Raw genomic sequence first — 26,263 nt, 5'->3', positions numbered from 1 at the left:
GAAGGTATAGGGCTTACGCAGCTGCGTTGTTCGGCGCGCGCTACGGCGCTCTTGCGTGCGGCAGCGCTGTGCGGTTTTCCGAGCGGAGCGCGGAAAACCGCACACAAATCTGCCAAAGGCAGAGCCGGCCAGCGGCGTAAGCCCTACGCTATATGTTCGGGCGTTGCCGCGCGCGCAGCTGCTCTTCCTGGGCGCGCAGCTCGGGCGTCAGCGCGGGGCCAAAGTCGTCGGCCTCGAATACCTGGCGGATCTCGATCTCCGAGTCGCCGTTGCCAGGGTTCGGGCAGCGCTTGACCCACTCGATCGCCTCTTCCATCGAGGCCACCTGCCACAGCCAGAAGCCGGCGATCAGCTCCTTCGACTCGGCGAACGGCCCGTCGATCACGGTGCGCTCGGCGCCCGAGAAGCGCACGCGCGCGCCCTTTGAGCTGGGCTGCAGGCCCTCGCCCGCCAGCATGACGCCGGCATTGACCAGCTCTTCGTTGAACTTGCCCATTGCGGCCAGCTGCTCTTCGGTTGGCAGCACGCCGGCCTCGGTCTCGTTGGTGGCTTTGACGATCACCATGAAACGCATCGGGGTCTCCTTTCCAGGGCCGCGCCTCCAATCGGCGCGTCGGTATGAGCTAGTCGCTCGGCCGCGCCCCGGATCGACAGCAGCTCGGGCTACTCTGCCATACTGGCCAGGCGGCGCTCGATGAAGCGGCGCTCGCTTTCCTGCCGCACGAGGCCAAGCGCGCGCTCGTACGATCGGCGGGCATCGCCGGTGCGCCCCAGCCGCCGGCACAGGTCGGCGCGCGTGGCGTGCGCCAGGTGGTACTCGGCCAGCTCGCCGCGCGCCAGGATGCCCTCGACCAGGGCCAGGCCGGCGGCCGGGCCGTCGCGCATCACCACCGCCACCGCGCGATTCAGCTCGATCACCGGCGAGGGCGCCGCGCACGCCAGCGCATCGTAGAGCGCGACGATCCGCGGCCAGTCGGTGGCGGCGATGCTGGGCGCGCGCGCGTGCTCGGCCGCGATCGCCGCCTGGAGGGCGTAGGGGCCGGCCGGCTGTGCCGCCAGCGCGCGCCGGGCCAGCGCCAGGCCCTCGTCGATTAGCGCCGCGTCCCAGCGCGCGCGATCCTGATCCTCGAGCAGCACAATGTCGCCGCTGGGCGTGGTGCGGGCGGCCCGCCGCGACTCGTGCAGCAACATCAGGGCCACCAGCCCGGCCACCTCGGGCTCGGGCAGCAGCGCCAGCAGCAGCCGGCCCAGCCGTATCGCCTCGCCCGACAGGTCGGGGCGGGTGAGCGCCTCGCCAGCCGAGGCGGCATAGCCCTCGTTGAACACCAGGTAGATCACATGGAGCACGCCGCCAAGCCGCTCGGGCAGCTCGGCGCGCGACGGCACCTGGTAGGGAATGCCCGCGTCGCGGATCTTGGCTTTGGCGCGCACGATCCGCTGTGCCAGCGTGGGCGGGGTGGCGAGAAAGGCGCGCGCGATCGCGTCGGTGCTGAGGCCGCAGACCTCGCGCAGCGTCAGCGCGATGCGGGCCTCGGGCGCGAGCGCGGGGTGGCAGCAGGTGAAGATCAGCCGCAGCTGGTCGTCTTCGAGCGGCTCGTCGTCCCAGTCGGCCGGGTCGGCGCCGGCCGTGCCGAGCTGCTCGGCTATGGTGGCGAGCGATGCGTCGAAGCGGGCGCGGCGGCGCAGGGCGTCGATCGCCTTGAAGCGCCCGGCCGACACCAGCCATGCGCGCGGGTTGGCGGGCACGCCGTCGCGCCGCCACTGCTGCACCGCTGCGGCAAAGGCGTCGTGCAGGGCCTCTTCGGCCAGGTCGAAGTCGCCGAGCAGGCGAATAAGCGTGGCGAGGATGCGGCGCGACTCGGAGCGATAGGTGTTTTCGAGCAGGTCGCGGATCGTCCCCGCGGCGCTCTCGCTGGTCATTCGCAGCTCCCTACGCGCGCGCCTGGCGCGCGGCCAGGGCGGCAACAGTATTGCGAGCTTGGTGCGCTGGGGCGTAGCATAGCACGGATGTTCGATATGCGCAAGCGCGATTCTCTTGCCTGCAGGGCTCGTACAGCGCCCTTTGCCCCCACCCGCTGGCCCGCTTCGCTACCAGGGGTAGTGGAGGCGCGGCCACCCGAAAGAGGGGCGGCCGCCGCCTCTCGAACGGGGGCTGACGGCGCGGCAGCCGGCTGCTATGCTGCAATCACGGCGCGAGTGCGCCTGAACCGAGCCTATTGGGTGATCTTATGCAGCAGCAACCGGGCGAGCCGCTCGTCGACGTGCGGCAGGCAGCGCGAACGTACACCATGGGCAGCACGCGCATCGCCGCGCTCAGGGGCGTATCGTTCCAGGTGCGCGCCGGCGAGTTCGTCGCGATCGTCGGGGCGTCGGGCGCGGGCAAATCCACCTTGCTCAACATGATCTCGGGCGTCGACGCGCTCAGCTCGGGCGCGGTGTTTGTCGGCGGGCAGAACATCCAGCAGCTTGGCGAGCGGGCGCTGGCGCGCTGGCGCGGCGCGTGGCTGGGGATCGTGTTTCAGTTCTTCGCGCTGCTGCCCAGCATGACGCTGCTCGACAATGTGATGCTGCCGATGGAGCTGGCAGGTAAGTACTCGCGCGCCGAGCGACGCGAGCGCGCCGCGCACCTGCTCGAAGCCGTCGGGCTGCGCGACCACCTGCACAAGCTGCCGTCGCGCGTCAGCGGCGGCCAGCAGCAGCGCGCGGCGATCGCGCGGGCGCTGGCCAACGATCCGCCGCTGATCCTCGGCGACGAGCCGACCGGCAACCTGGACTCGGCCTCGGCCCAGGTGGTCTTCGATCTGTTCGCCGGCCTGGCGCGCGATGGCAAGACGATCCTCATGGTGACGCAGGATGAGGCGCTGGCGGCCCGGATGCCGCGCCGGATCGAGCTGGGCGAGGGCCAGATCGTTCGCGATAGCGGAGCATAGCGATGTTCGGCATTTTTTCCACCGCCCTGCGCCACAAGATCTGGTTCGACCTGTGGAGCGCCAAGCAGCGCACGCTCCAGGCGATCCTGACGATCGCGATCGGCTCGTTTGTGGTTGGCGCGATCTTCGGCGCGTGGGACGGGATCTCGTACGATACGCGCGCGAACTTCGGGCCGACCCGGCCGCCCGCGATCAGCGTGCGCGTGCTGCCGCCAGCCGACGATCAGGTGGTCGCCGCGCTGCGCGACGACCCACAGCTCGCGGCGGTGGAGGGCCTGATGGTGGCGGGTATCAAGTGGCGCGCCGGCCGCGACCAGCCGTGGCAGCCCGCGAGCCTGCAGGCCCGCGCCGACTACGCCAACCAGCGGCTCTCGCTGCTGCTGCTCGAAAGCGGCGCCTGGCCGGCCGGCCGCCAGCTCGCGGTCGAGCGCGGCTTCGCGCTCGGCATAGGCGGCCAGGTCGAGCTTGAGGTCGATCGCCATACCACCTCGGCACGCATCGGCGGCGTGGTCTACAACCTGAGCCAGCCCTCGGCGGCGCTGGGCGGCAACCCGACCTTCTACACCTCGCGCGCCGAGTTTGCCAGGCTCACCGGCCAGGATCGCTTCGCGCAGATTATCGCCAGCGTGCCCGGCTATAGCGCCGCGCGCGCCGAGGCGGCCGCGGCCGGCGTGCAGGGCAGGCTGCGCGAGCATGGCTTCACGGTGATGCCGGGCAGCATCGACAACACCAAGGTGGCCGATCCCAACCGCGCGTTCTTCCAGGATCCGGTCGAGGGCGTCGGGGCGATCCTGCGGTCGATCGGCATCATTGCGGTGGTGCTGGGGCTGCTGCTTGTGTACAACACCGTGACGGCGATCGTCGCCCAGCAGATCGCGCAGATCGGCGAGCTGAAGGCGATCGGCGCCACCAGCCGGCAGATCCTGCTGGTGTACTTCACGCTGGTGTTTGGCTACGGCCTGGCGGCGCTGGCGATCTCGCTGCCCAGCGGGCTGCTGGCGGCCAATGGCCTGCGGCGCATGCTGATTGCGTCGCTCGGGCTCAAGCCGGCCGGCTGGCTGACCCTGCCGGTGCCGCTGCTCTACCAGCTGGCGATCTGCCTGGTGGCGCCGCTGCTTGTCGCGGCGATTCCGGTGCTGCGCGGGGCGCGCGTGACGGTGCGCGAGGCGATCAGCTCGTATGGCCTCAGCGGCGGCGGCTGGGTCGACGACGTGCTGGCGCGCGTGCGCGCGCTGCCGCGCGTGGTGTCGCTGGCGCTCAGCAACGCGCTCGGCAACCTCGGGCGGGTTGCCACCACCCAGCTGGCGCTGGCGGGCGCGGGCCTGACGTTTATGGCCGTGCTGAGCGTGCGCGCCTCGCTGGTCTATACCCTGAGCGGCGTGCTGCTGCAGGCCTACCCCTACCAGGTTCAGCTCGACCTGGCCGCGCCCGCGTCGCTGCCGCGCGCCGAGCAGGCCGCGCAGCTGCCCGGCGTGGCGGCGATCGAGGCCTGGCGCCTGCAGAGCGCCACGCTGCGCCGTGACGGCGCCGGCGAGCGCGCGACCGACCCGGCGGTGAACCTCGCGGGCGTGCCGCTGCCGACGGCCAGCTACAATCCGGTGCTGCTCGCCGGCCGCGCGCTCGCGCCAGGCGACCGCTATGCGATGGTGCTGCACGAGCGCCTGGCGCGCGACCTCGGGGTGAGCGTGGGCGACTGGGTGATCGTCAGCATTCCCGACGCGACCAACGCGCGGCGCTGGGTGAGCCAGCGCCGCTGGCAGGTGGTGGGCGTGCTGCTCGACGTGACGCTGGCCGGCGGCGCGCTGGTGCCGCGCGAGACGCTGTTTGGCGAGATCGGCCGGCGCGAGGTCAACCGGGTGCAGGTGCGCAGCGCCGACGCCTCGGACGCCGGGGCGGCCGCGCTGGCGGCCCGGGTGCGCGCCTTCTACGAGGGCCGCAACATGCCCGTGCAGCTTTCGCGCACCGACACGGTGCGGCAGCGTAGCGACGACCGGCTGGCCAATCTGGCGACGGTGATCGGGCTGCTGGTGCTGGTGGCGCTGATCGTCGGCTGCGTGGGCGCGATCTCGCTGAATGGCACGCTCTCGATCAGCGTGATCGAGCGCCGGCGTGAGATCGGCGTGCTGCGCGCGATCGGCGCGACGCCCGGGTTTATTCGCCTGCAGTTTGTGCTCGAAGGCCTGCTGATGGGCCTGCTCAGCTGGCTGATCGCCCTGCTGCTGAGCTACCCCGCCGGCTACCTCACCGCGCGCGGCGTCGCCGCCGCGCTGCGCATCAGCGTCGTGTTCCAGTACGCCTGGTCGGGCGTGGCGATCTGGCTGCTGCTGGCCGTGATCATCGCGACTGTCGCCAGCCTCTCGCCGGCCCAGCAGGCGATCCGCGCGAGCGTTCAGGAGAGCCTGGCGTATGAATGATTGTGTGATCGAGCTGCGCGCCGTGAGCAAGAGCTTCGCCGTGGGCAGCGGCAGCGTGCAGGTGCTGAAAGACATCTCGCTGCAGGTGCGCGCCGGCGAGTTCGTCGCGATCGTCGGCCAGTCGGGCAGCGGCAAATCGACGCTGCTGAACATGCTCACCGGCGTCGACCGGCCAACCGCGGGCGAGGTGATCATCGGCGGGCAGCGCCTGGCCGGCAAGAGCGAAGACGACCTTGCGCGCTGGCGCCGCACCGAGATCGGCATCATTTTCCAGTTCTTCAACCTGGTGCCGGGCCTGACGCTCGGCCAGAATGTGCGCCTGCCGATGGATCTTGCGGCCACGCTGCCTGCGGCCGATCGCCAGGCGCGCGTGCGGCGGCTGCTCGACACCGTCGGCCTTGCCGAGCGGCAGGGCTGGATGCCGGCGCGCGTCAGCGGCGGCGATCAGCAGCGCGCGGCGATCGCCCGCGCCAACGCCAACGATCCGCCGATCATCTTTGGCGACGAGGCCACCAGCCGCCAGGACCCGCGCTCGGCGATCGCGTGCTTTGAGCTGTTCAGGCGCTGGGTCGCCGGCGGCAAAACCTTCGTACTGGTAACGCACAGCCGCGAGCTGGCCATGCGCACCGGGCGCGTGATCGAGCTGGCCGACGGCAGCATTGTAAGCGATAGGCGGGTAAAGGAAACACTATGAGCGTACGATTGCTCCTTCGCGCGGGCGCGCTGCTGTTGCTTTTCGCGCTGAGCGCCTGCAGCGCGCCCACGCCGCCGGGCGCCCCGCAGCCCACCAGCGCGCCCGCGGCCGAGCCGGCGCCCCCGCCCCCCGGCCGGGTCATCGCCGACGCGAGCGTCGTTCCCGAGCGCGTGGTCGATGTGGCCTTCGCCCAGGCGGGTACCGTGGCCGAGGTGCTGGTGCGCGAGGGCGATACTGTCGCCGCCGGCGCGCCGCTGGCCCGGCTCGACACCCACGACCTCGAGCTGCAGGTTGCGCAGAGCCGCGCCAGCCTGGCACAGGCGCAGGCCAGCTACGACCGGATCGCGGGGGGCGCAACCGCCCAGCAGATCGCCGCGCAGCGCGCCGTGGTGCAGAACGCCGAGGCTGGCCTGCGCCGCGCCCGCACCGGCGGCTACACCGCCGCCGACATCGCGCGCGCCCAGGCGCAGGTGCGCCAGGCCGAGGCCGCGCTGGCCGCGCTGCGCAGCCCCAGCCCGGCCGACCTGAGCGCCGCCGAGGAGCGCGCGCGCCAGGCCGAGGTTGATCTGCAGGCGACCCGCGACAGCGCCTCGCAGGCGAAGACCAGCAGCCAGCTGGCGATGCAGCGCGCCGCCGACGCGCTGACCCAGGCCCAGGCGGCGTATGCTACCGCCGCCGAGAACTGGCAATATGTCGACGACACTGGCGCCGACCCGGCCAACCCTACCGTCGTCGACGCGGCCGGCAAAACCAAAAAGAACCTGCTCAACGATGTGCAGAAGCGCCAGTACTACCAGGCCTTTGTGCAGGCCGAGGCCGCGCTGCACAGCGCCGAAAAGGCCCTGGCCGACGCGCAGGTGGTGTACCGGCAGGCCCAGAACCACGAGATCGCGGCTGTTCAAGGCGCCGAGTCGCGGCTGGCCGAGGCCCAGGCCCGGCTCGCGGGCCTGAAGAACCCCGACGCCAACGCGCTGGCGCAGGCCCAGGCGAGCCTCGACCAGGCGCGCGCCGCCGAGCAGAGCGTGCGGGCTGGCGGCGCGCCGGCTGACGTGGACGCCGCCCAGGCGACGCTGGCCCAGCAGCGCGCCGCCCTCGATCAGCTCACGGCGCCGCCGCGCGCCGCCGACCTGGCCGAGGCGCAGGGGCGTGTCGCGGCGGCGCAGGCCGGCCTGCAGCAGGCCGAGCGCGCGCTCGACCAGGCGACGCTGCGCGCGCCGTTTGGCGGGACAATCGCCGCGCGCGCGCTGGAGGTCGGCCAGCGGGTGAGCCCCGCCGGCGCGGCGCCGCTAGTGCTGGCCGATCTCGCGAAGTGGAAGATCGTCACCGACAACCTGAGCGAGCGCGATGTCGTGCGGATCGCCGTCGGCTCGCCTGCACAGCTGAGCTTCGACGCGCTGCCGGGCGTGGCGCTTGCCGGCACGGTCGCGGCCATCCAGCCGCGCGGTGTCGACCGCTATGGCGATATCACCTATACTGTAACAGTGGCGCCCAGCGCGTGGGACGCGCGGCTGCGCTGGAATATGTCGGCGTCGGTGTCGATTGCGGCGGGGGCGCCGTAGGCTGCCGCGCCAGGACGAACGCTCATGAGCAAGACGGCGACACCCGAGATCTCGGCGCTTGGCGCGCACCTGGCCGGGCGCGGCGCCCGCCGCGCGCTGGCGCCGATCGGTGCGCTGCTGCTGGGCGAGCTGCTCGCGCTGGGGCTGCTGGCGCCGCCGCGCCCGGCCGAGCTTGGCATGGTTCCGCTGGCGCTGGCGCTGGCGGTGCTGCTGGCGGGGCTGCTGCCGGCGCTGCTGCGGCCCTCGGCGGCGGCCAGCATCGTCGGCTGCTCGGCGGTGGTGGTCGCGAGCATCCTGTGGCGCCCGGCGCTGGCCTTCGGCGGCGCCCGCTCGCTCGCGGAGGTCGCGGCGATGCTTGGCCGCAACGACGCCAGGCTCGTGCTGCTCAACATGGCGCTGCTGCCGCCGCTGACGCTGCACCTGGCGGCGCGCTTTCCCGAGCGCGGCGCGCTCGGCGGGCGCGCGCTCGCTGGGGCCTACGCGCTTGCCGCCGGCCTCGCGCTGGCCGCGTGTGTGCTGCCGCCTGCGCTGCGCCTGGCGCCGCTGGTGGCGCTGGTGATCGCCGCGCTGGCGGGATTTGGCGGCGCGGCCTACCTGCTGCTGTGCACCATTCGCGGCGCGCAGCCCACGCAGCCGCGCGCCGTGCAGCAGGCGCGCTTGCTGCTGCTGGTGCTGACGCTGGCCGAGGCACCGCTGCTGCTCATGCCGCTCGGCCGCTCGATCAGCCTGCTCATCCCCTACGAGGTGGCGCTCAGCGCGCAGATCCTGCTGCCGATCGGCATCGCCTATATCGTGATGCGCCGGGATCTGTTTGGCATCGATACGGCCATGCGCCGCGCGCTCGACTACGCGATCGTCTTGTTCGCCCTGCTGATGATCTACTTTGGCCTGACGGCGCTGCTCACCCGCTTCAGCAGCGGCCTGGGCGGGGCCTGGGGCGCGGCGGCCACAATCCTGAGCGTGATCGCGACCGCGGCCGCGTTCACGCCGCTGTTCCACGCGGTGCAGCGCCTGGTCGATCGGGTGTTCTACCCCGAGCGGCTGCGCTTCGCGCGCGCGATCGGCGCGGCGCGCGCCGCGCTCGCGCAGGTGGTGCAGCGCGACGCGGTGATCCGCCTGCTGGCCGACGAGCTGCCGCGCCAGCTTGAGGCTGCCTGGGCCGAGCTGGTGCTGCAGCCCTCGCCTGGCCAGCCCGCCGCGGCCAGCCAGCCCGGCGTCTGGTCGGCGCCGATGACTGTCGGCGGCCGGCTGATCGGGCGCTACTGGCTCGGCCCGCGCCACTCCGGGCTGCACTTCGCCGCCGATGAGCACGAGCAGCTCGCGAGCCTGGTGCAGCAGGCCGCGCTCGCGCTGGCGTATGCCGAAACCTACGACTCGCTGGCGCGGCTGAACGACGAGCTGGAGGAGCGCGTAGCGCTGCGCACCAGCCACGTGGTGGCGCAGCAGCGCGAGCTTGCGGCGATCGAGGAGCGCCAGGCGCTGGCGCGCGACCTGCACGACTCGGTGAAGCAGGCGCTGTTTAGCCTGGGCATCGGCCTGCGCACCGCGCGCATCCGCCTACACGCCGACCCCGCCGCCGCCGCTGTGCTGCTCGAGCAGTACGAGCAGGTGGCACTGCAGGCTCAGGCCGAGCTGGGCCACCTGCTGGGGCATCTGCGCACGCCGGCCGCCGGCACGGCCGATCTGGCGCTGCTGCTCGCCGAGCACGCGGCGGCGCTCGCCGAGCGGCACGGCCTGGCGGTGGCGCTCGAACTGCCGCCGGCGCTGGTGCTGCCCCAGCCGCTGCCGAGCGCGCTGGCGCAGGTGGCGCGCGAGGCGCTGCATAATGTAGTGCGCCACAGCGGCGCAGGCGCTGCCCAGCTCTGCCTGGCCGCCGAGCCCGATCGGCTCACGCTTACCATCGCCGACCACGGCCGCGGCTTCGACATGGCCGCGCCAACCCGCGGCCACGGCCTCCAGAGCATGCGCGAGCGCGTCGCCCTGCTCGGTGGCACGCTGACGGTCGAGTCGGCGCCGGGGAAAGGAACAGCAGTATGTGCGCAGCTGGCACTGAAGCCTTAGCGGCCGCGCCGATCGGCGTGATCATCGCCGACGACCACGAGGTGGTGCGGCGCGGCCTTGGCATGCTGATCGAGGGCGAGCCCGACATGCGCCTGCTGGGCATGGCCGCGAGCGGCGCCGAGGCGCTGGCGCTGGCGGCGGCTACTGCGCCGCAGGTGATCCTGCTCGACATCCGCATGCCCGGCATAGACGGCATCGCGGCGGCGGCGCAGCTGCGCGCGGCCCACCCCCGCCTGGCCATTCTCATGCTGACGAGCTACAGCGACGATGCGCGGATCTACGCCGCGATGCGCGCAGGGGCGAGCGGCTACCTGCTCAAAGAGATGAGCGGCGACGCGCTGCTGCACGCCATCCGCGCGGCGGCGCGCGGCGAGCCGCAGCTGCATCCCACGATTGCCCGGCGGCTGATGGATCGCGTGATGCCGCCCGACGACCCGCTGGCGCGGCTTTCGCCGCGCGAGCACGACGTGCTGCGGCTGATCGCGCGCGGGCTGAGCAACAAGGAGATCGCTTTCGCGACTGGCCTGACCGAGCAGACGGTGAAGTCGTATGTTCGCGAGATCCTCGGCAAGCTTGGCGTGGCCGACCGTACGCAGGCGGCGCTGCTGGCGGTGCGCTATGGCCTGATCGGCGACGCCGAGGGGTGATGCCGCCTGCGGCTGTTCATACCACATTCGCTTGATCACGTATAGATCGGTAGCACTCCGTGGCGAAGCCACGGAGTGCTACACGATCACAAGTTTGGGGGCGATCGCCGCCGCCCCAAACCCCACCAAAGTGTAAGTCATCAAGCGAAGTTGGTATTACGCGCTGGATATTTTTGCCCTCAGCAGCGGCTGGCGAATCGCGCCTGCGTCGAGCCTGGCGGCGCCCAGAAACGCCACAAAGCGCGCAAACCCGCGCGCCAGCGCCTCGGCAAAGGCCGCGTCGTCGCCGAGCGCCTCGTCTTCGAGCCACAGCCCCAGAATGACAAACGTGCCGCTTGCGCGGTCGAGCTTGCTGTCGAAGCGCGCCACCAGCCGGTCGCCCCACAGCACCGGCATGGTGTAGTAGCCATACTTGCGCAGGTGCTCGGGCTTGTACACCTCCCACACGTAGTCGAAGCCAAACAGCACCTTGGCGCGCCCGCGCGCGCTGACCTGGTCGAGCGGCGCGAGGAACACCGCCTCTTCGGCTGTGGTTGTTTCCAGCGGCGCCCAGGCGGCCGGAACGCGCCCGGCGGCAAGCTCTTGCAGCACGGCCGCGTCCTCGCCGAGCGCGTAGTGCGGCGCCTTCCAGCCCTCAACCCGCACCGCCACAAGCTCGCCCGTAGCCAGCAGCGCCTCGCGCAGCGTGGCCATGGCGAGATCCGGCCGCTCGTGGCCATAAAGCCCGTCGACCGCGCGGCTCAGGCGCGACAGGCCGGCGAAGCCTACCTCTTTCTTGATCAGGAAGCGGTCGGTCTCGTCGTCGCCGCTTTCGCGGATCAGCTGCGCCGGCGCGACGGCCTCGGTGAGCGCGTACACGCGCTCGAAGCGCTCGCGGTGGTGCGTCATCACCTCGCCGGTGCGCCACAGGTAGTACAGCGCCAGCGCGCTGTCTTTGCGGCCGCGGTAGTGCTGGGTGCGCGTGCGCGTGGCCATCGCGAAGTCGCGGTTGCTGACGGTGCCGCGCTCGCGTACGATCTCGCGCATCTCGACAATCGCGTCGGCGTGCTCGCGCGCCATGTCGCGCAGGCGCTGGAACTGCGCCAGCTCGCGCCGCATCACTACGCGCCAGTGCGGCAGCTCGTCCATCGGCCGGGCGGCCAGCCAGCCGCCCCAGTCGAAGAACTTGCGCTGCTCGTAGGCCAGCTCTTCCCACATGCCGGGCCGGTAGCCGAGCACGCGGCCGTACAGCGCGATGTCGTGGCTGCGCGCGATGATCTGCAGCGGGTCGAGCTGCAGGTACTCCATGGCGCGCATGGCCTGCTCGGCGCCGGCGAGCCCGCGCCAGCGGCGGCCGGGCCACAGCCCCTGCTTGCCGAGGATAAAGCGGCGGGCGGTCTCGATTGTGATTGTCAGCATAGGCTTTAGCTAATGCACATCGCCCGCAGGCTGCCGCAGAAAGGCGAGCGTGCGCTCCCACGCCAGGCTGGCCGCCGCCTGATCATAGGCGTCGGCGCGGTCGGGCTCGAAGAACCAGTGGCCGGCGCCGCTGTAGCGGTAGAATGTCGCCGGGCGACCAGCCTGCCGGAGTGCTGCTTCGAGCGCGTCGACGCCAGCCTGTGGCTCAAACTCGTCGCTCTCGCCAAAGTGGCCGAGGTAGCGCGCGCGCGATTGGCTGAGATCGGCGTCGCCGGTGCCGTAAAACAGCACGACCGAGCCAATCTGCTCGGGGTCGGCGCTGGCGAGCTCGAGCGCGTAGTACGCGCCAAGCGAAAAACCGATCACCGCGAGGCCGCCGCTGGCCTGGCTGGCGCGCTCGCTCAAAAAGCGCACCGCTTCGGCGATAGCTGCCCTGGCCTGGCGGTCGTCGGCGTTGAGCGCTTTGACAAGCGCTTCGGCTTCAGCGATCGTGTCGACAACGTTGCCCTGGTATAGGTCGGGGGCGAAGGCGACAAAGCCGGCCTCGGCCAGGTGCGCGCAGATCGCGCGTATGGTGCCGTTCAGCCCCCACCAGGCGTGCAGCACCAGTGCGCCTGGCCCGGTGCCATCAGCTGGGGTGGCCAGAAATCCTTGCGGTTGTGGGTGGGTCATATGCGCCTCCTTGGGTTCAGTATGCGGCGAGGGCACCTCGGCCCACCGCACGCAGGGATGCTGCCAGCATCCTATTCGATAGCACCTGCCTGCCGGGCGCCTCAGCGCGCCGTGCCGGCCACGCGCCCGATCTGCTTGAGGTGCGTTCGCTCGTGGCTGGCCAGCCACTGCGCATAGAACAGCACCGTGCGCTCGAGCGGCCGGCCCGCGCCTACCACGGTTGCCGCGCGCGCCCATGCGGCGGGGGCCAGCGGCCGCAGGCGCGCCAGCAGTTCGCTGCGCTGCGCCGTAAACTCCGCCAGCGACGCCGCGAATGCCTGCTCGCGATAGCCGGTGTTGGCGATCCAGCTGGTCGGGTTGATCGCCCGCAGGGTCGGGTGGTCGCGGGCGATGATCTCGGCGATGCACTCGCCCCACACGTCGGCGCAGGCGCGCAGGTGCGCCAGCACGTCGTTGGCCGACCACTCGCCGGGCGCGGGTGCGGCGTGCAGCTGCGCCGGCGCCAGCCCGGCGGTGATCGCGGCGATGCGCGGCGGCGCGGCCGCCAGCATTGCCAGAATCTGCTCTGCACTCAGCGTTTGATCGGGCACGTCGCGCGTTCCTTTCCCCGGCAGATGCTGCTCGGCCAGGTTTGTGTGTGCGTTTTTCAACAACGCACACCTCTGCGGAATCAGGCACCGCTCTGCTCGCCGTCGAGCGGGATATTCACATAGATCGCGGTGCCCGCGCCGGGCGCGCTCTCGATCGTCATGCTTCCGCCCAACAGGCTCGCGCGCTCCGCCATCCCCACCAGGCCAAGCTGCTGGCCGCCGCTGCGGTTTCGCGCCGTGGCCTCTGGGTCGAAGCCCACGCCGTCGTCGGCGATCACCAGGCGCATCTCGCTGGCGTGCCGCTGGATCAGCAGGTTCACCTGGCGCGCCTGCGCATGCTTGCTCACGTTGGTGAGCGCCTCTTGCACGATCCGGTAGACGCTTGCCTCAATCGTGATCGGCATGCGCGTGGCGTCCAGCCCGGTCGCCAGGTACTCGATCGCAATGCCGCTGCTCTCGCTCCACTGCTGGGCATAGAACTCGAGCGCGTCGTGCAGGCCCAGGTCGTCGAGCACGGTAGGGCGCAGCTCGGCCGTCAGCCGGTCGAGCTCGTCGTCAATCTCGCCGATCGCACTCAAGAGGTGGCCGATGCGCGCCTGAACTTCTGGCATGGTGTCACACAGCGTCTGCACCTGCGTCAGGTTGAGGCGCACCGCAACCAAGAATTGCCCCAGGCTGTCGTGCAGCTCGCGCGCGATCCGGCGCCGCTCGTCTTCCTGCACCGTCACCAGGCGCTGCAGCAGCTCGCGGCGAACCATGTTCAGCTGGGCCAGCTCGGCGGTGCGCTGCTGGACACGCTGCTCCAGCTCGTCGTGCGCCTGCTGCAGCATGTCCTCGGCATGGCGCTGAGCGGTGGCGTCGCGGGCGATCTTGACGAAGCCGCGCACGTCGCCCGCCGGGTCGTCCAGGCGCACGAGCATGCCGTCGACGAACAGCCGCGAGCCGTCTTTGCGCAGGTGCCAGCGCCGATCTTCGGCGCGGCCTTTAGCCATAGCCGTGCGGATCTCGCGCTCGACGGCGCCGCCCGCGCGATCTTCCGGCGTGAAGATCAGCGCGCCGCTCTGGCCGAGCGCCTCGGCCTGGCTCCAGCCAAATACGCGCTCGGCGCCGCTGCTCCAGAAGGTGATCAGGTTCTCGGCGCCCAGCAGGAACATCGCGTAGTCGCGCGCGCCGTCGACGAGCAGGCGGAATTTTTCTTCGGACGCGCGCAAGGCCGCCTCGGCCTGCTTCAGATCCTCGATGTCGGTGGCCGAGCCAAACCAGCCGGCGACCTGGCCGCTGTCGTTGCGCAGCGGCACATTCCGCCCGATAAACCAGCGGTACGCGCCGTCGCTGCGGCGCAGCCGGTATTCGGTGTCGAACTGGGCGCCTGCCGCCAGCGCGCGCTGCCAGCGCCCGGCCGAGGCCGGCGCGTCGTCGGGGTGGACGATCGCCTGCCAGCCCAGCCCGGCCGATTGTTCGTAGCCTAGGCCACTGTACTCATACCAGCGCTGGTTGAAGTAGATCGCTTCGCCGGCTGCGTCGTTAGTCCAGATCACCTGCGGCACGGTGTTGGCCAGCGTGCGGAAGCGCGCCTCCGAGTCGCGCAGGGCATCCTCGGCGCGCTTGCGATCGGTGATATCAAACGACGCCGCCAGCACCGCATACACCTCGCCTTGCGGGCTATACAGCGGCGTGCCGCGCGTGATGTAGTAGTGCCCGCGGTCGGTGTGCTCGTGCAGAAACGGCCTGCCCGCCAGCGCGTGCCGAAAGTTTGTCTCGTAGGACGCGGCGGTTGCGGGATCGAGCGCCTCGAAGATGGTTTTGCCAACCAGATCGCTGGAGCGCAGGTTGACGGCGTGCAGGGCTTCGCCTTCGACCAGCAGGTAGCGCAGATTGCGATCAACCACAAACGCCGCGCCTCCCGGCAGGTTTTCGCTCAAGGCGCGTAGCAGCTGCTCCGACTCGCGCAGCGCGGTTTCGGCGCGGGCGCGTTCGACTGCCGCCCAGGTGCGCTCGGCGATTTCTTCGGCGAGGGCTATTTCAAAGTCCGTCCATGCTCGCGGGGTATTTTGCGTGATACACAGGTTTCCGGCGTACTCGCCATTCTTGATCACCGGCACATTGATAAAGGCAATGATCTGCAGCTGAATGCAGAGCTGCTTTAGCTCTTCGTCCATGGCGTCGGTGGCATTCGAGTCGCGCACGGTCAGCGGGCGGCCCATGTTCATCGTCGCTGTAAACAGCGGCAGACTGTCAAGCGGATATACGCCTGCCACCGAAGGCAGATCTCCGCGCGAGGCGTCGCGCCGGATGATCGCGTTGCCGTCCTCGATTTCGCAGTAGTAGGCTCGATCTGCCTTGAAAAAGTCCATCGCCGTGCGCGTGACGGTCATCTGGATCTCAATGGCGTCCGCAAGCGGGCGCAGCGCATCCGAGAGTTTTAAGAGAAATTCCTGCTGCCGCTCGTGCTCTTTGCGCTCGGTGATGTCGAAAAAGGTGAGCACCACGCCGCCGATGCGGTCTTCGCCGTCGCGGTAGGGCAGCACGCTCAGCAGGTACACCTTGCCGTTGCTGGCGCGCGCCTCGCGCTCGATCGTCCGCAGATCCGCAAGCACGCTCGCCGCGTCGGCCAGCACGTCGGCGCCGAGCAGCCGGTGGGTGATGTCGGCGAGCGGCCGGCCGTAGTCGGCCGCGATCAGGTTGAACAGCTCGCGCGCGGCCGGCGTGAACAGCTTGATCCGCAGCCGGCGATCCAAAAAGATCGTGCCGATGTTGGTCGAGTTGACCAGGTTCTGCAGGTTGGTGCTGTGCAGCGTGGCTTCCTCGATTTTGACCTTGAGCTCCTGGTTGACGGTGCGCAGCTCTTCGTTGATCGACTGCAGCTCTTCTTTGCTGGTTTCCAGCTCTTCGGCCGACGAGCGCAGCTCTTCGTTCATGGCGTGCAGCTCTTCGTTGGTGGCCCTGAGCTCTTCGGCCTGCAGCTCATACTGCTCGCTCGTCGTGTTCAGCTGCTGCCTCAGGTGCTGCACTTCGTCTTCCAGCTGCTGTGTGACTAAGCTCTCGGCGTGTACCACCGGCTCGGCGCCGCTCGGCGGTGGCGCGCCTGGCTCGAACAGCACCAGCAAAAATGTGCCGGCGCCCTTGGCCTGGCGCGGCATCGGGCGCACGCGCACCGTCACCGTCTCGGGGTGCGTGTCGAAGCCGATGGTCAGGCTGCTCGTGTCGATATTGCTCTGCCGCTTGGCGGCCTGGTACAGCGCGCTGAGCAGCGCGAGGCGCAGCTCGGGCCGGATCAGCTCGAGGAGATTGGTGGTAGGTTCGCCGGCGGCGATCTCGAGGTAGCGCCCGGCGCCCTTCGACAGGTGCACGATCTGGAAGTCCTGGTCGACGACCAGCGAGGGCGGCGCATACTCCTCGATCAGCCGCATGTGCAGCGCGGCGTAGCTGATCTGCTCGTCGGCCGGCTCATCCGGGCTTGCCAGGCTCGCCTGCGGCAAAGGCAGGGGCGTGCGCGCGAGCGGCTGCGCTTCAGGTAGCGTGAGCACGCGCGCGCCGGCGGTGCGGCGCTGAAAGATGCGCTGCTCGCGGCTGACGGCTGAAAAGAGGTCGTTCGAGCCGTCGACCGACTCGGAGCTGCCGAGAAACAGGTAGCCGCCCGGCCTGAGCGCGAAATGCAGCGTCTCGATCACCCGCTCCTGGGCGGCGTGGTTGAGATAGATCAGCATATTGCGGCATGTCACCAGATCCAGGTGCGAGAACGGCGGGTCTTTGAGCACGTTGTGGGTGGCGAACAGCACCATCTCGCGGATCTCGCCCCGCACGCGGTAGCGCTGGTCTTCGAGCGCGAAGAACCGCCGCAGCCGCTCGGGCGACACGTCGGCGGCGTCGTTTGCGCTGTAGAGCCCGCGGCGCGCGTGGGCAATCGCGGCCTCGTCGATGTCGCTGGCGAAGATCTGCACGCTGGGCGCACCGCTGGCGCCGAGCGTGTGCTCGGCGCAGAGCATGGCGATCGAATAGGCTTCCTCGCCGGTCGCGCAGCCGGCAACCCAGATCCGCACCTGCTCGTCGGCGCGCTTGCCCGCAAACAGGCGCGGGATGATCTCGCGCTCGAGCGCCGCGAAGGCCTCTTTGTCGCGGAAGAAGTTCGTAACCGAGATCAGCAGATCTTTCAGCAGCGCCTGCACTTCGTCGGGGGTCTCGCGCAGAAACGCGGCGTAGGCCGGCAGGCTGGGCAGGCCGCGCACATTCACCCGCCGCGCGATCCGCCGCAGCAGCGTCGGGCGCTTGTAGTTCGAGAAATCGTGGCCGGTGTGCACACGCAGCTGGGTAAAGATCTCGCGCAGCGCCTGCTGCTGCTCGGCGGGGCGCTGGCCGGCCTCCAGCTGGATGGCAAGCGTGCCCAGGCTGGCGCGGTAGGCGACGATCCGCGCGGGTATCGCCGCCACCGGCAGCACGTCGTCGGCCAGGTCGGTGGCGATCGCGTTGCGCGGCATCTCGCTGAATGCTGCCTCGCGCGGATTCTGCACAAACACCACGCCGCCATGCTCCTTGACGCGCTTGAGGCCCATCGAGCCGTCGGCGCCGGTGCCCGAGAGCACGACGCAGACCGCCCGGCTGTAGTGCGTTTCGGCGAGCGTGCGAAAGAAGATATCTACCGGCGCGCGGCGCTCCTCCGGCAGGGTGTTCGGCGACATCGCCAGATCGTCGCCGGCCATGGTGAGGTGCTGGTTCGGCGCGACGACGTAGACGTGGTTTGGCGCGACACGCGCGGTTTCGCTTACCTGTGTGACGGGCAGTGGCGTAACGGTTTGCAGAATTTGCGCCACACGGCTTTCGTGATCGGGCGAGAGGTGCAGGATGACGACGTAGGCGGCGCCCGAGTCGGCCGGCACGTGCGCGAAAAACTCGCGCAGCGCCTCGATGCCGCCGGCCGAGGCGCCCAGTCCGACGACCAGGAAGCCTGGCTCGGATCGCATCAGATCCTCAGGAGCATCGGGCAGATGCGTCATCGTGGGCACCTTTTCTCTGGGAGCGCGCCGGACGGCAGCTGCACACATTATAGCAACCTTTGATCCACTCGGGCGGTGGCGCGAGCCGCAATCGCAGGGCTACGGCGAGCCTAGAGGTTTGCCGCAAAGACGCAAAGTCTCAAAGGCGATTTCTACATTTCACCATGACAGTGACATAGTGGTGGGGGTTTGGGGTCGGCTTCGCCGCCCCAAATTTCTTAGAAGCTGTTTGAAAAAGGTGGTAGGGAAATAAAAAAGTGGGGGCTTGGGGGGGCCGCAGGCCCCAAAAATCTTCTTTGGTGGGGCGAGTATGGTAGCAAAGCTACCATGCTCGCCCCACCAGGGAGGTTCGGAGAGGCAAAGCCACTCCGGCTCCCCTATTTCCGATGAAGCCAATTGAAAGCTCGGGCACCTGACCGAACGAGCGCGACTACGCCTGATTGTAGGCTCGCTCAAGCTCAGCCACGTCGAGCTTCACCATCGTCAACATGGCTTCCATCACAGCCTTCACCTTCCTGGGGTCGCTATCACCAATCAGCTCGGTGAAGCGCCTCGGGACAATTTGCCACGAGAGGCCGAAGGGGTCTTTGATCCAACCGCATTGCGTGGGCGTGGCTCCTGCCTTCACGAGCTTGTCCCAGTATTCGTCCACTTCATGCTGATCCGCGCAGTCCACGTAGAGCGAGACCCCCTCAGAGAAGCTGAAGTACGGCCCTCCGTTGTAGCCCATGAAGGGTTGGCCACCAACGACAAACTCGGCGGAGCTGATGGAACCGTCGTTGCCCGTGCGGGCGACGTTGCGTACTTCGGAGTTCGGAAACGTCGCGGTGTAGAACTCGATCGCCGCTTCGAGCTGGTCGTTGAACATCAGGAAAGGTGTCACTTTGTTCATGGGAGTGTCTCCTTTGTGAGGGCGCTGCTCTTCTTCGCCCAAGGGGTTGGCATTCAGCTGCCGCGAGCGCGGAAGCACGCTCTAAAATCGCTAGAATCTCGCGCGCAAAGCGGTTGGCTGGAACATCTTGTTCGGCGGCAAGCTGTCGGCGTGTCCTATGATAGCGAATACTTTATGGGTACTCTCGTGCGATTATCTGCTGTATTTCTTGCTCCAATGCCGACAGCTTGTTCGCTATCACATCCCACACAATCTCGTAATCGACACCAAAATATCCATGTATCAGTCGATCGCGCATTCCTGCAATTGCTCGCCATTCGACCGTACCGTACTTTTGTCGAAGTGCCTCGGGCATCTGTTTGATTGCCTCGCCGATAACTTCGATGCTGCGAACATATGCGCGCTTCAGCGTCTCGTCTTGCAAGAAGGCTGCCTTATCCAAGCCCTGTGAACTCTTCCGGACATACGCAATTTCATCAAGGACATGCTGGAGGTACTCACGCGCTGAGAGCGGCATATTCGACCTCACGCAGAATATGTGGCCCAATATATGGACTGAGCGACTCTTTAGTCAAGAGATCGACACGCCGGCCAAATAGGTCTTCAAGGAAGAAGGCCAAGTGCATGAAATTATCGAAGGTTTTCTGGGCAGGCGCAAACTCAACCAGAATGTCGACATCGCTTTGCTCTTGGGCTTCATTTCGCACAAATGAGCCAAAGACGCCGCAGCGCTGAACACCAAAGCGACGAAGATCCGGCTGATGGAGTTGAAGGAGGGTCAATATCTGCTCTTTGGTCTGAACCGCCATAACGTACCTTGTCAATTACAGGACTTACGCGGTGCGCGTTTTTGCCTTCGGCAGAGCGGTACCATGCTGCCGCAGGCAGAATAAGCCGATATCGCCGGCGACCGCGTACGTTCTGTCAATTACTCCTATATGCTGAGGATTATAACACGCTTGTATTTTGTGGCATTGGCTGGAATAGCGTGTTCGGCGGCACTTACTATCGGCCCTACTCTAATCGGCTGGAACGCCAAGGGGGGCGCTTGGTTGCCCTGCTACCCCTCAGTTTGTGGGTATACCATGGCGATGCCATGCAGGTAGGTCAGCGCAATCCCTTCGGCACCGTGGCCTTCACCGGCATAGATTTCGCTTTCCAACTCGCCGACTGAAAGGTACAGCTGTATCGGATTGCTGGCATCTCGCGCGGCCAGCTGCGCATCGTGCTGAAACCAGTAATCATACGTGGCGTTCAGAATCGCGCTGCCGGAGATATAGCGCTGAAAAGCATCCGGCTGCTGGAACAACGCATAGAGCACAAAGAAGCCGCCCGACGAATAGCCTTGCAGGCAGCGATCCGAGGGAATGGTGCGATAGTTCGCATTAATGGTGTTGGTTAGCTATCTTGCTACCTACCACAGCCCCAGCTGTACCGCCGCGCGCCGGCCGTCGAGCAGCACATACGGCGCGGCCCACTTGGTTGTAACCCCAAGCGCCCTGAGCTGGGCCAGGTCGCGCAGGCGCGTTTCGCGCCGCGCCGCAATGATCCGGTCGGCGCTCTTGGGGCCGATGCCGGGCACCTTCAGCAGCTGCTGGCGCGGCGCGCGGTTCAGCTCGATTGGCGTGTGCAGGTGGCGCTCGGCCCAGGCCTGCTTGGGCGTGCGGTCGCGCGGCAGCAGGCCCTGCTCGTCGAACGGCAGCTCGTCGTAGCAGAAGCCATAGTCGCGGAGCATGAAGTCCGATTGGTACAGCCGCAGCGCGCGCGTCGGGTCTTCGGCCGGCTGCTCGGCGAACGGCGAGCGGTCGATCGGGTGGAACGCGCTGAAGTAGGCGCGCCACAGCCCCAGCTCGCGGTGGGCGCGCTGCACCGTGCGCAGCAGCTCGCGGTCGCTCTCGCCCACCGCGCCGACGACGAACTGCGTGGTGAGGCTGCGCGCGGCGGTGCGGCCCTCCTGGCGCGCGCGCCGGATCAGCTCGGCGGCCCAGGCCATGCGGCCCCACATGCTTCCCGCAAACTCCTTGTCGGGCGCAAGCTCGCTCAGGCGCGCCTGGTTCGGCGCCTCGAGGTTGAGCGAGACGCGGTCGGCCAGCTGGACGGCGCGCTCGACGTACTCGAAGGCGGCGCCGGGGATGAGCTTGAGGTGGATGTAGCCGGTGTAGCCCTCGCGCAGGCGCAGGCGCTCGACGGTGGCGAGCATCTTTTCCATGGTGGTGTTGGCGTCGGGCACAATGCCCGAGGAGAGGAACAGGCCGTCGACGCGGCGGCGCTGGCTGAGCGAGACAAACGTGGTGGCCAGCTCGTCGGGCTTGAAGGTGGTGCGCTTGCGGCGGATCGCGCAGCTGGTGAAGCAGTACTTGCAGGCGTAGCGGCAGGCGTTGGTCTGCAGCACTTTGAACAGCCGCGTGGTGCCGCCGCCCTCGCGGCTGGCGTTGTACACAAAGCCGGTGGCGTGCGCAATGCCCTGCTGGATGCTCTGCGTCGCGGGCACATCGGCCACTTCGTCGGAGGCTTCTTCTCCGAGGATCGCTAGCTTCTGCTGGATGTCCGGCTCGAGGATGATCGTTGTGCACATCCTGTACCCCCCTTGCGGCCCGGTAAAACAGATGTGCGAGTAGTATAGCACAGGTGTGCAAGTGTGCGCAGCGAGGTGTTGTCAGGCGCTATCTGCCAACATGACAACCGCGTCGCCCCGACTACTCGGGAGACGCGGCGTGCATTGCGGTGAACGGCAAACAGCAGGCGATCTTGCAGGCATTCAGCCCGCCCGAGTTTACGGCCTACCCGGTGAGCAAGAACGCGGGCGCCAGGCGGCAGCGCGCCAGACGGCTGTGGGACGTGCTCGCGCCTAGCCCGAGCCCGAGCCGCCAAAGCCGCAGCCGGCCGAGACGGTGAGAGGCGCATAGCACATCACGCCACGCCCGCCGACGATCGCTCGTCGGCGGGCGCGGCGTGTTTCGCGGTTGGCGAGCAGCCAGGTGAACGGATTGGCGTTCAGTTGCCGCGAGCGCGGCACGCGATTGGTGAAATCGCTGCGATCTCGCGCGAAGCGGTCGGTTGGATGCGCGGGTTCGGCGGCACAGCGCCGGCCTCACTGTCCTTTCCCCTTTGACCACGCATTCGCATGCCATTTCTGACGCCACTCTTCACGAGTGCGTTCTATGTCGGCTGGGATCGTATCGCCATAGCTGAGGCGGTCCAGGAAGGACACCACGTCGTGCATCTTACCCTCAATTAGGCTCGTCGCACCTGGTCTGCCATCCTGGCTGCCATCACTTTCCCAGTGAAATCGGTGGATCAGGTCGTCAATAAGCAGCATCCGCTCACGAGCCGAGTGACTGATCGGGAATAGGCGCACATATTCCTTGACAAACGGCTCGAGACCACCGGCAAACAACCACTTGCGCTGATAGGTCTTCTGGTACAAATCCCAAGGGCACAGCCAGCCACAGTTGGCGCATTGTGCGACGGGATGTGGCTCCCAATCGATGTGCGCAGTATGCTCGCACACCGGGCAAGACGGATTACCACGAATGGCTTCGGTAACCCTGAGCATGCTGATACAGCGAGAATAGAGCGAGAAACCCACGTCATTGACGAGGTTCTCGTCCAGGAGATCACGGGCGCAACTCTGGTAGAGCTGTTGAATGCGGGCTTTACTCAAGCGTGGTGCCCACATGGGCAAATGGTACACGTTCGGATCGGACATGGGCAATCCTCCACGAAAAACACAAAATGACCAGGTAACCACCGGCCGCGAGCCCGCTTGCACGGTCGACGCTGCCACCGGGTGGTTCCCGGCCATTCCATCACGCTCATAACGAATGTGACAGTTGGAGAATAGCACATCGGTATTTGCATTGCAAGAGGTATGATCGTGATGATGCCGCCGAACGAATAGCTGTCAGCTGCGCCGCACTAATAGATCTGGAAAGCCTTTTAGATGATGCTACTGCTAAAATCGCCCCGATCTTGTCGACGCGTAGCGGCGTCAGGTGCAAGCGCTTGTTGGACGGCAAATTTGGCAGTTATGGTTTTATCTGACAATAGGCCTATATATGCCAACAACTTTTCCTACTGGAGCAATACGTTTTGTCTCAATAGTGTATTCGCTTTTTTCTATGTCTCTTCGCCAACTCAATCGAAAAGGTCTTTCTTTTCCGGCGATTTCCGTGTAATATTTGAGAGTAGGGCCGTCAAACCATTGCATATCCATATCCGGTAGATCTTCTACTTCTTTCTCGTGTCTTGGTGGTAGATAATAAGTGACTATCAAATCTCGTTGTTTTGGCATTCTTCCATTTTTATACGGTTGTACTATCACATAATCATCTTCAAATATCCTTTCGTGTTCCATACTGATACCGACAACTTTTAGAACAAAGGCGCCTAAATCACTATCAAGATTAGGAATAGGAATTGTGACCAGCTCATGATCTGGTAGATCTGCTAAATCAATTCTCAGTTCGTCCTGCTTCGTTCTTCCGGCCCTGACCTGTCCACGAAGCGGTAGGTATGTAGGTGACACAATATGCGAGTTAGTAGAAACAACTTTGCCAAGATACGCAGCGGCCTCTTCTGTAAAAACAAAGTCTTTACGATTCTTAACTAAGAATCCTTTTTCGACAAGTCCCTTCTTTAAGTCAGAAAGCCAAGTCGTCGATATTACCATCTTTTGCTCTATCCATTTACGATCTACGGTGGTATTCGGGCCATGTGAACTGCGCCAATGCCGAATATATCGTAGGAGTTCATCTTCACGTGGCGTCAGATCGCTCATACCTTATTGCTCCTTGAAAATGACAATGGCAGTACAAACTTATTTCTGTACTGCCACTATTATGAGTTTTAGTCGGTAGTATAACTCATTCCGTAATTTCAGTTATGGTTGGATGAGAGTAACAACCGCTTTGAGATACCCCGTCAGTTCAGGTCTCCATACTATGATTATACTGGCCATCACTACGAAAAGCCACCACCATTTCTGGGAGGGCAGATCAACGTTAAACTCAAGGTTGACGGACTGATTAACAAGGATGATCCGTAGGGTGGTTCTCTTCAGGCCCTTTCTTGGTGTGGTCATATACGTCCCTCCTTCTTGATATGCGAACGTGTGTTCTGGTGGAAGGATACAGAACATGGGTTCGCATTTCAAGCGGAAGAGTCGAAAATCCGAATACGTACGAATTCGGATGAGACGAGATGCCGTCCAACGAGTGGCGCATCAGCCGCCGCCGAGGCGCGCCGCATCAGAATGCATCAAAATAGCAACGATCTCGCGCGAAGCGGTCAACTGCAATGCCGTGTTGGACGGCAGCTTGATGAAGAGTTTTGTATATTACTCGTTTTTATTTTTTACGAATCGGCGGGTTGCACTAGTGGCTTGAACCTCAGCGAAATCATAAGGACTGGTTCCCAATGCCCGAATAACCTTAATAATACCGTAATCGCCAAGATAGCCTACAGCAAAGTTTATGCGCAGAGGCGGTAGATTGAGATCCCGCGCAATTGTCAGCCCATCTGCCTCTCCTCTTGAGGCTATACACGCCGCTACTTGTCTTACATCCGCATCCGGATCGAATTGATCCCTAAGGAACTGCGCAAACTCATAATAGAGTGCGTATGTTGGTTCGACCCATGCAAAATCAAAGGGATGTGTTCCCATCATTTGTCTTGCCTTTACAAGACCACGCGTGGCTAGTTCATCCACAGCATCATTGATCTGCTCGGGGGTTAGGTCTAAATCATTTTCAATAGCCTTCCCTTCAAAGAACTGCTGTGAAGTTGCTGATGTATCGAGGCTTCTTGCGATAAGTACGCCAATATTAGTCGCCTCCTGAGAAAATCCTTGTTTTGCCGCAATCATTTGTGCAACTCTATCTGGAGCGGGTTGAATAATTGGTTTCCGAGACTTCTTCTTGTAGGCTACATCGACAATGGAGCGGATAACATCATTCATCCCCTCCTTCATATTCAGCCAACGTAGTGCGCGAAGCGCAACAGGTATTTCGCATTCTTCCGCCAACACAGGGATTACTTGAGTAATCTTTCTGATGCGATTAATCACAGCTGTATCTAATTCTTGCTTTACCCAAGGTGACAGCACACTAGCGGAAGATAAAACGATCACAAAAACAGCACAATCTTTGAGACCCTCTTCGAATACTTTTTCGACGAGGGAGTCTCCAGCGTTGATTTCCCAAACGTCTATCCACGGATCAATTCCGTTCTTAGTTAACGCTTCGGCCAAATTGATAGCAAGCTGTTTATCCTCGTGAGCATAACTTATGAATGCTCGTGGGTAAGGTTGATTGGTCACGGCTTAGTTACCTCTTGGGCAAATTGGAGTAAATCAGTTTCAGTCAACAACAGCGAGGCAGATAATTGTGATAGATGCACTTGATTTTGCGAAAGTTCATTCTTGTGGATAGGCGCTATCCACAAGGGCTTACATTGATAAAGCAACGGCCCAAGTACGCGCTCCACTTTTACTATTCCTAAACAGCCTGTGCCTCGCTCCGTTGTTCGTAATACAGTAATTACCTGCCCAGGGTCTAAAGGAACGACCGAACGCACCTTAAAGACTTCCGGATCGGTGGCTGAAGTTGCTGGGATGCATGCCTCGACTGATGGGGAATTATGAGCGTTAGAATACCATTTGTACCCACTTGCCACAACTGAGACTGTTAGGAACAATAGAGCAGAGAATGCAAATATTATCAGAGAGATTTGTCCATTGGTAAGTGTGATAGACGCCCCTGTTAGACCAAATAATGGTAGAAATCCAACAACACCAGTGATCGCTGCCCACCACCAATTAAAAAATACCCTTGTGATATCTCGAAGATACGACCCAACGGTCATGATTACCTCCGTAACTCTGACAGCGATGCGTTGTTAAGTCCTTAAAATTATATCACCAATCGCAGGCACAGTATTGCTACAGCGCTGATGGCTGCCACCCAACATGAATTCGGCGGTTGTCTCTACCCACGAACTGCTTTGTAGCCAAATCATCTCGTCTCCGTGCGGTCCTTCTGCCTACCAGCAAGCTACAATTCTTCATATACTGGTTTGCTTGTTTCTGCTCCTCGCTTCGTCCCTCGCTGTGCGATACTTTTGCCATTAAGATGTTGCGGAGGAGTATGGCTGTATGCCTCGGATTAGTGCTTTTTCGGCATTGTGATTTGGATGTACTACAACGACCATCAGCCTCCTCATTTCTATGCCGAATATAACGGCGAGGAAGTGCTGATTCTGATTGGTTCTGGGGATGTCTATCAAGGCCAGGTTTCTCGTCGGGCGCTTCGGCTTATTCAGGAATGGGAAGAGTTGCACCGTGCTGACCTGATGGAAGATTGGGAGTTAGCGCGGCAACGGCAACCGCTCAATCCGATTGCACCACTCACCTAACC

The 26,263-nt window shown here is 65.1% G+C and carries 22 protein-coding genes; 7 read left to right on the top strand and 15 right to left on the bottom strand.

Going from position 1 to position 26,263, the window contains the following annotated elements:
* Positions 1-148: 148 nt before the first annotated feature.
* Together U0177_RS16785 and U0177_RS16780 are read right to left on the bottom strand one after the other, a co-directional pair.
* Positions 149-574, bottom strand: a complete 426-nt coding sequence (locus tag U0177_RS16785) for a YciI family protein (RefSeq protein WP_409571803.1) — start codon at positions 572-574, stop codon at positions 149-151.
* Between the two features lie 89 nt (positions 575-663).
* Positions 664-1,920, bottom strand: coding sequence for an RNA polymerase sigma factor (locus U0177_RS16780; protein WP_409571802.1), 1,257 nt, complete (start codon positions 1,918-1,920; stop codon positions 664-666).
* A gap of 308 nt (positions 1,921-2,228) precedes the next feature.
* Here U0177_RS16780 and U0177_RS16775 point away from each other — a divergent pair, with 308 nt between their 5' ends.
* The 6 genes from U0177_RS16775 to U0177_RS16750 are packed head-to-tail and all read left to right on the top strand — an operon-like array spanning position 2,229 to position 10,305.
* A complete protein-coding gene (locus U0177_RS16775) occupies positions 2,229-2,930 on the top strand; it encodes an ABC transporter ATP-binding protein (RefSeq protein WP_409571801.1) in 702 nt (233 codons plus the stop codon).
* A gap of 2 nt (positions 2,931-2,932) precedes the next feature.
* Complete coding sequence (locus U0177_RS16770) at positions 2,933-5,344, top strand: ABC transporter permease (RefSeq protein WP_409571800.1); 2,412 nt, start codon at positions 2,933-2,935, stop codon at positions 5,342-5,344.
* Positions 5,337-6,038 (top strand): ABC transporter ATP-binding protein, encoded by a 702-nt coding sequence (locus U0177_RS16765; protein ID WP_409571799.1) that lies wholly within the window; start codon positions 5,337-5,339, stop codon positions 6,036-6,038. Before U0177_RS16770 ends, U0177_RS16765 begins: the two co-directional genes overlap by 8 nt.
* Entirely contained in the window at positions 6,035-7,597 is a 1,563-nt protein-coding gene (locus U0177_RS16760; protein WP_409571798.1) for a biotin/lipoyl-binding protein, read from the top strand. Before U0177_RS16765 ends, U0177_RS16760 begins: the two co-directional genes overlap by 4 nt.
* 24 nt (positions 7,598-7,621) lie before the next feature.
* Positions 7,622-9,658 (top strand): sensor histidine kinase, encoded by a 2,037-nt coding sequence (locus U0177_RS16755; protein ID WP_409571797.1) that lies wholly within the window; start codon positions 7,622-7,624, stop codon positions 9,656-9,658.
* The gene (locus tag U0177_RS16750) at positions 9,631-10,305 is read left to right on the top strand and encodes a response regulator (RefSeq protein ID WP_409571796.1); all 675 of its coding nucleotides are present in this window, start codon (positions 9,631-9,633) and stop codon (positions 10,303-10,305) included. Before U0177_RS16755 ends, U0177_RS16750 begins: the two co-directional genes overlap by 28 nt.
* A gap of 156 nt (positions 10,306-10,461) precedes the next feature.
* Here U0177_RS16750 and U0177_RS16745 read toward each other — a convergent pair whose 3' ends face one another.
* The 13 genes from U0177_RS16745 to U0177_RS16685 all read right to left on the bottom strand — a co-directional run bounded on the left by U0177_RS16745 (position 10,462) and on the right by U0177_RS16685 (position 25,712).
* Positions 10,462-11,703 carry a winged helix-turn-helix domain-containing protein gene (locus U0177_RS16745; protein WP_409571795.1) on the bottom strand — a complete coding sequence of 414 codons (1,242 nt, stop codon included), beginning with the start codon at positions 11,701-11,703 and terminating at the stop codon, positions 10,462-10,464.
* Between the two features lie 9 nt (positions 11,704-11,712).
* On the bottom strand, positions 11,713-12,375 hold the full coding sequence (locus U0177_RS16740) for a dienelactone hydrolase family protein (protein WP_409571794.1): 663 nt from the start codon (positions 12,373-12,375) through the stop codon (positions 11,713-11,715).
* A gap of 101 nt (positions 12,376-12,476) precedes the next feature.
* Positions 12,477-12,965, bottom strand: a complete 489-nt coding sequence (locus U0177_RS16735; RefSeq protein WP_409571793.1) for a DinB family protein — start codon at positions 12,963-12,965, stop codon at positions 12,477-12,479.
* 80 nt (positions 12,966-13,045) lie between these two features.
* Positions 13,046-17,956, bottom strand: a complete 4,911-nt coding sequence (locus tag U0177_RS16730) for a CheR family methyltransferase (protein WP_409571792.1) — start codon at positions 17,954-17,956, stop codon at positions 13,046-13,048.
* Positions 17,957-18,386: 430 nt separating this feature from the next.
* Complete coding sequence (locus U0177_RS16725; RefSeq protein WP_409571791.1) at positions 18,387-18,848, bottom strand: VOC family protein; 462 nt, start codon at positions 18,846-18,848, stop codon at positions 18,387-18,389.
* Between the two features lie 172 nt (positions 18,849-19,020).
* Positions 19,021-19,365 (bottom strand): DUF86 domain-containing protein, encoded by a 345-nt coding sequence (locus U0177_RS16720; RefSeq protein WP_409571790.1) that lies wholly within the window; start codon positions 19,363-19,365, stop codon positions 19,021-19,023.
* Positions 19,346-19,657 (bottom strand): nucleotidyltransferase family protein, encoded by a 312-nt coding sequence (locus U0177_RS16715; protein WP_409571789.1) that lies wholly within the window; start codon positions 19,655-19,657, stop codon positions 19,346-19,348. Before U0177_RS16715 ends, U0177_RS16720 begins: the two co-directional genes overlap by 20 nt.
* Before the next feature lie 251 nt (positions 19,658-19,908).
* A complete protein-coding gene (locus U0177_RS16710; protein ID WP_409571875.1) occupies positions 19,909-20,238 on the bottom strand; it encodes an alpha/beta hydrolase-fold protein in 330 nt (109 codons plus the stop codon).
* A gap of 24 nt (positions 20,239-20,262) precedes the next feature.
* Positions 20,263-21,423 carry a radical SAM protein gene (locus U0177_RS16705; RefSeq protein WP_409571788.1) on the bottom strand — a complete coding sequence of 387 codons (1,161 nt, stop codon included), beginning with the start codon at positions 21,421-21,423 and terminating at the stop codon, positions 20,263-20,265.
* A gap of 516 nt (positions 21,424-21,939) precedes the next feature.
* Positions 21,940-22,557 carry a hypothetical protein gene (locus tag U0177_RS16700; protein WP_409571787.1) on the bottom strand — a complete coding sequence of 206 codons (618 nt, stop codon included), beginning with the start codon at positions 22,555-22,557 and terminating at the stop codon, positions 21,940-21,942.
* 327 nt (positions 22,558-22,884) lie between these two features.
* Entirely contained in the window at positions 22,885-23,628 is a 744-nt protein-coding gene (locus U0177_RS16695) for a LexA family protein (RefSeq protein WP_409571786.1), read from the bottom strand.
* A gap of 558 nt (positions 23,629-24,186) precedes the next feature.
* Entirely contained in the window at positions 24,187-25,167 is a 981-nt protein-coding gene (locus U0177_RS16690; RefSeq protein ID WP_409571785.1) for a toll/interleukin-1 receptor domain-containing protein, read from the bottom strand.
* Entirely contained in the window at positions 25,164-25,712 is a 549-nt protein-coding gene (locus tag U0177_RS16685; RefSeq protein ID WP_409571784.1) for a hypothetical protein, read from the bottom strand. The genes U0177_RS16690 and U0177_RS16685 overlap by 4 nt, the downstream gene beginning before the upstream one ends.
* Before the next feature lie 327 nt (positions 25,713-26,039).
* On the opposite strand from U0177_RS16685, the gene U0177_RS16680 reads away from it, so the two are divergent.
* Positions 26,040-26,261 carry a DUF4160 domain-containing protein gene (locus U0177_RS16680; RefSeq protein WP_409571783.1) on the top strand — a complete coding sequence of 74 codons (222 nt, stop codon included), beginning with the start codon at positions 26,040-26,042 and terminating at the stop codon, positions 26,259-26,261.
* The last annotated feature ends 2 nt before the right edge of the window (positions 26,262-26,263 follow it).

The sequence above is a fragment of the Kouleothrix sp. genome (genome assembly GCF_046328425.1).
Classification (GTDB): domain Bacteria; phylum Chloroflexota; class Chloroflexia; order Chloroflexales; family Roseiflexaceae; genus Kouleothrix.
This window is presented reverse-complemented; position numbering and strand designations above follow the sequence as displayed.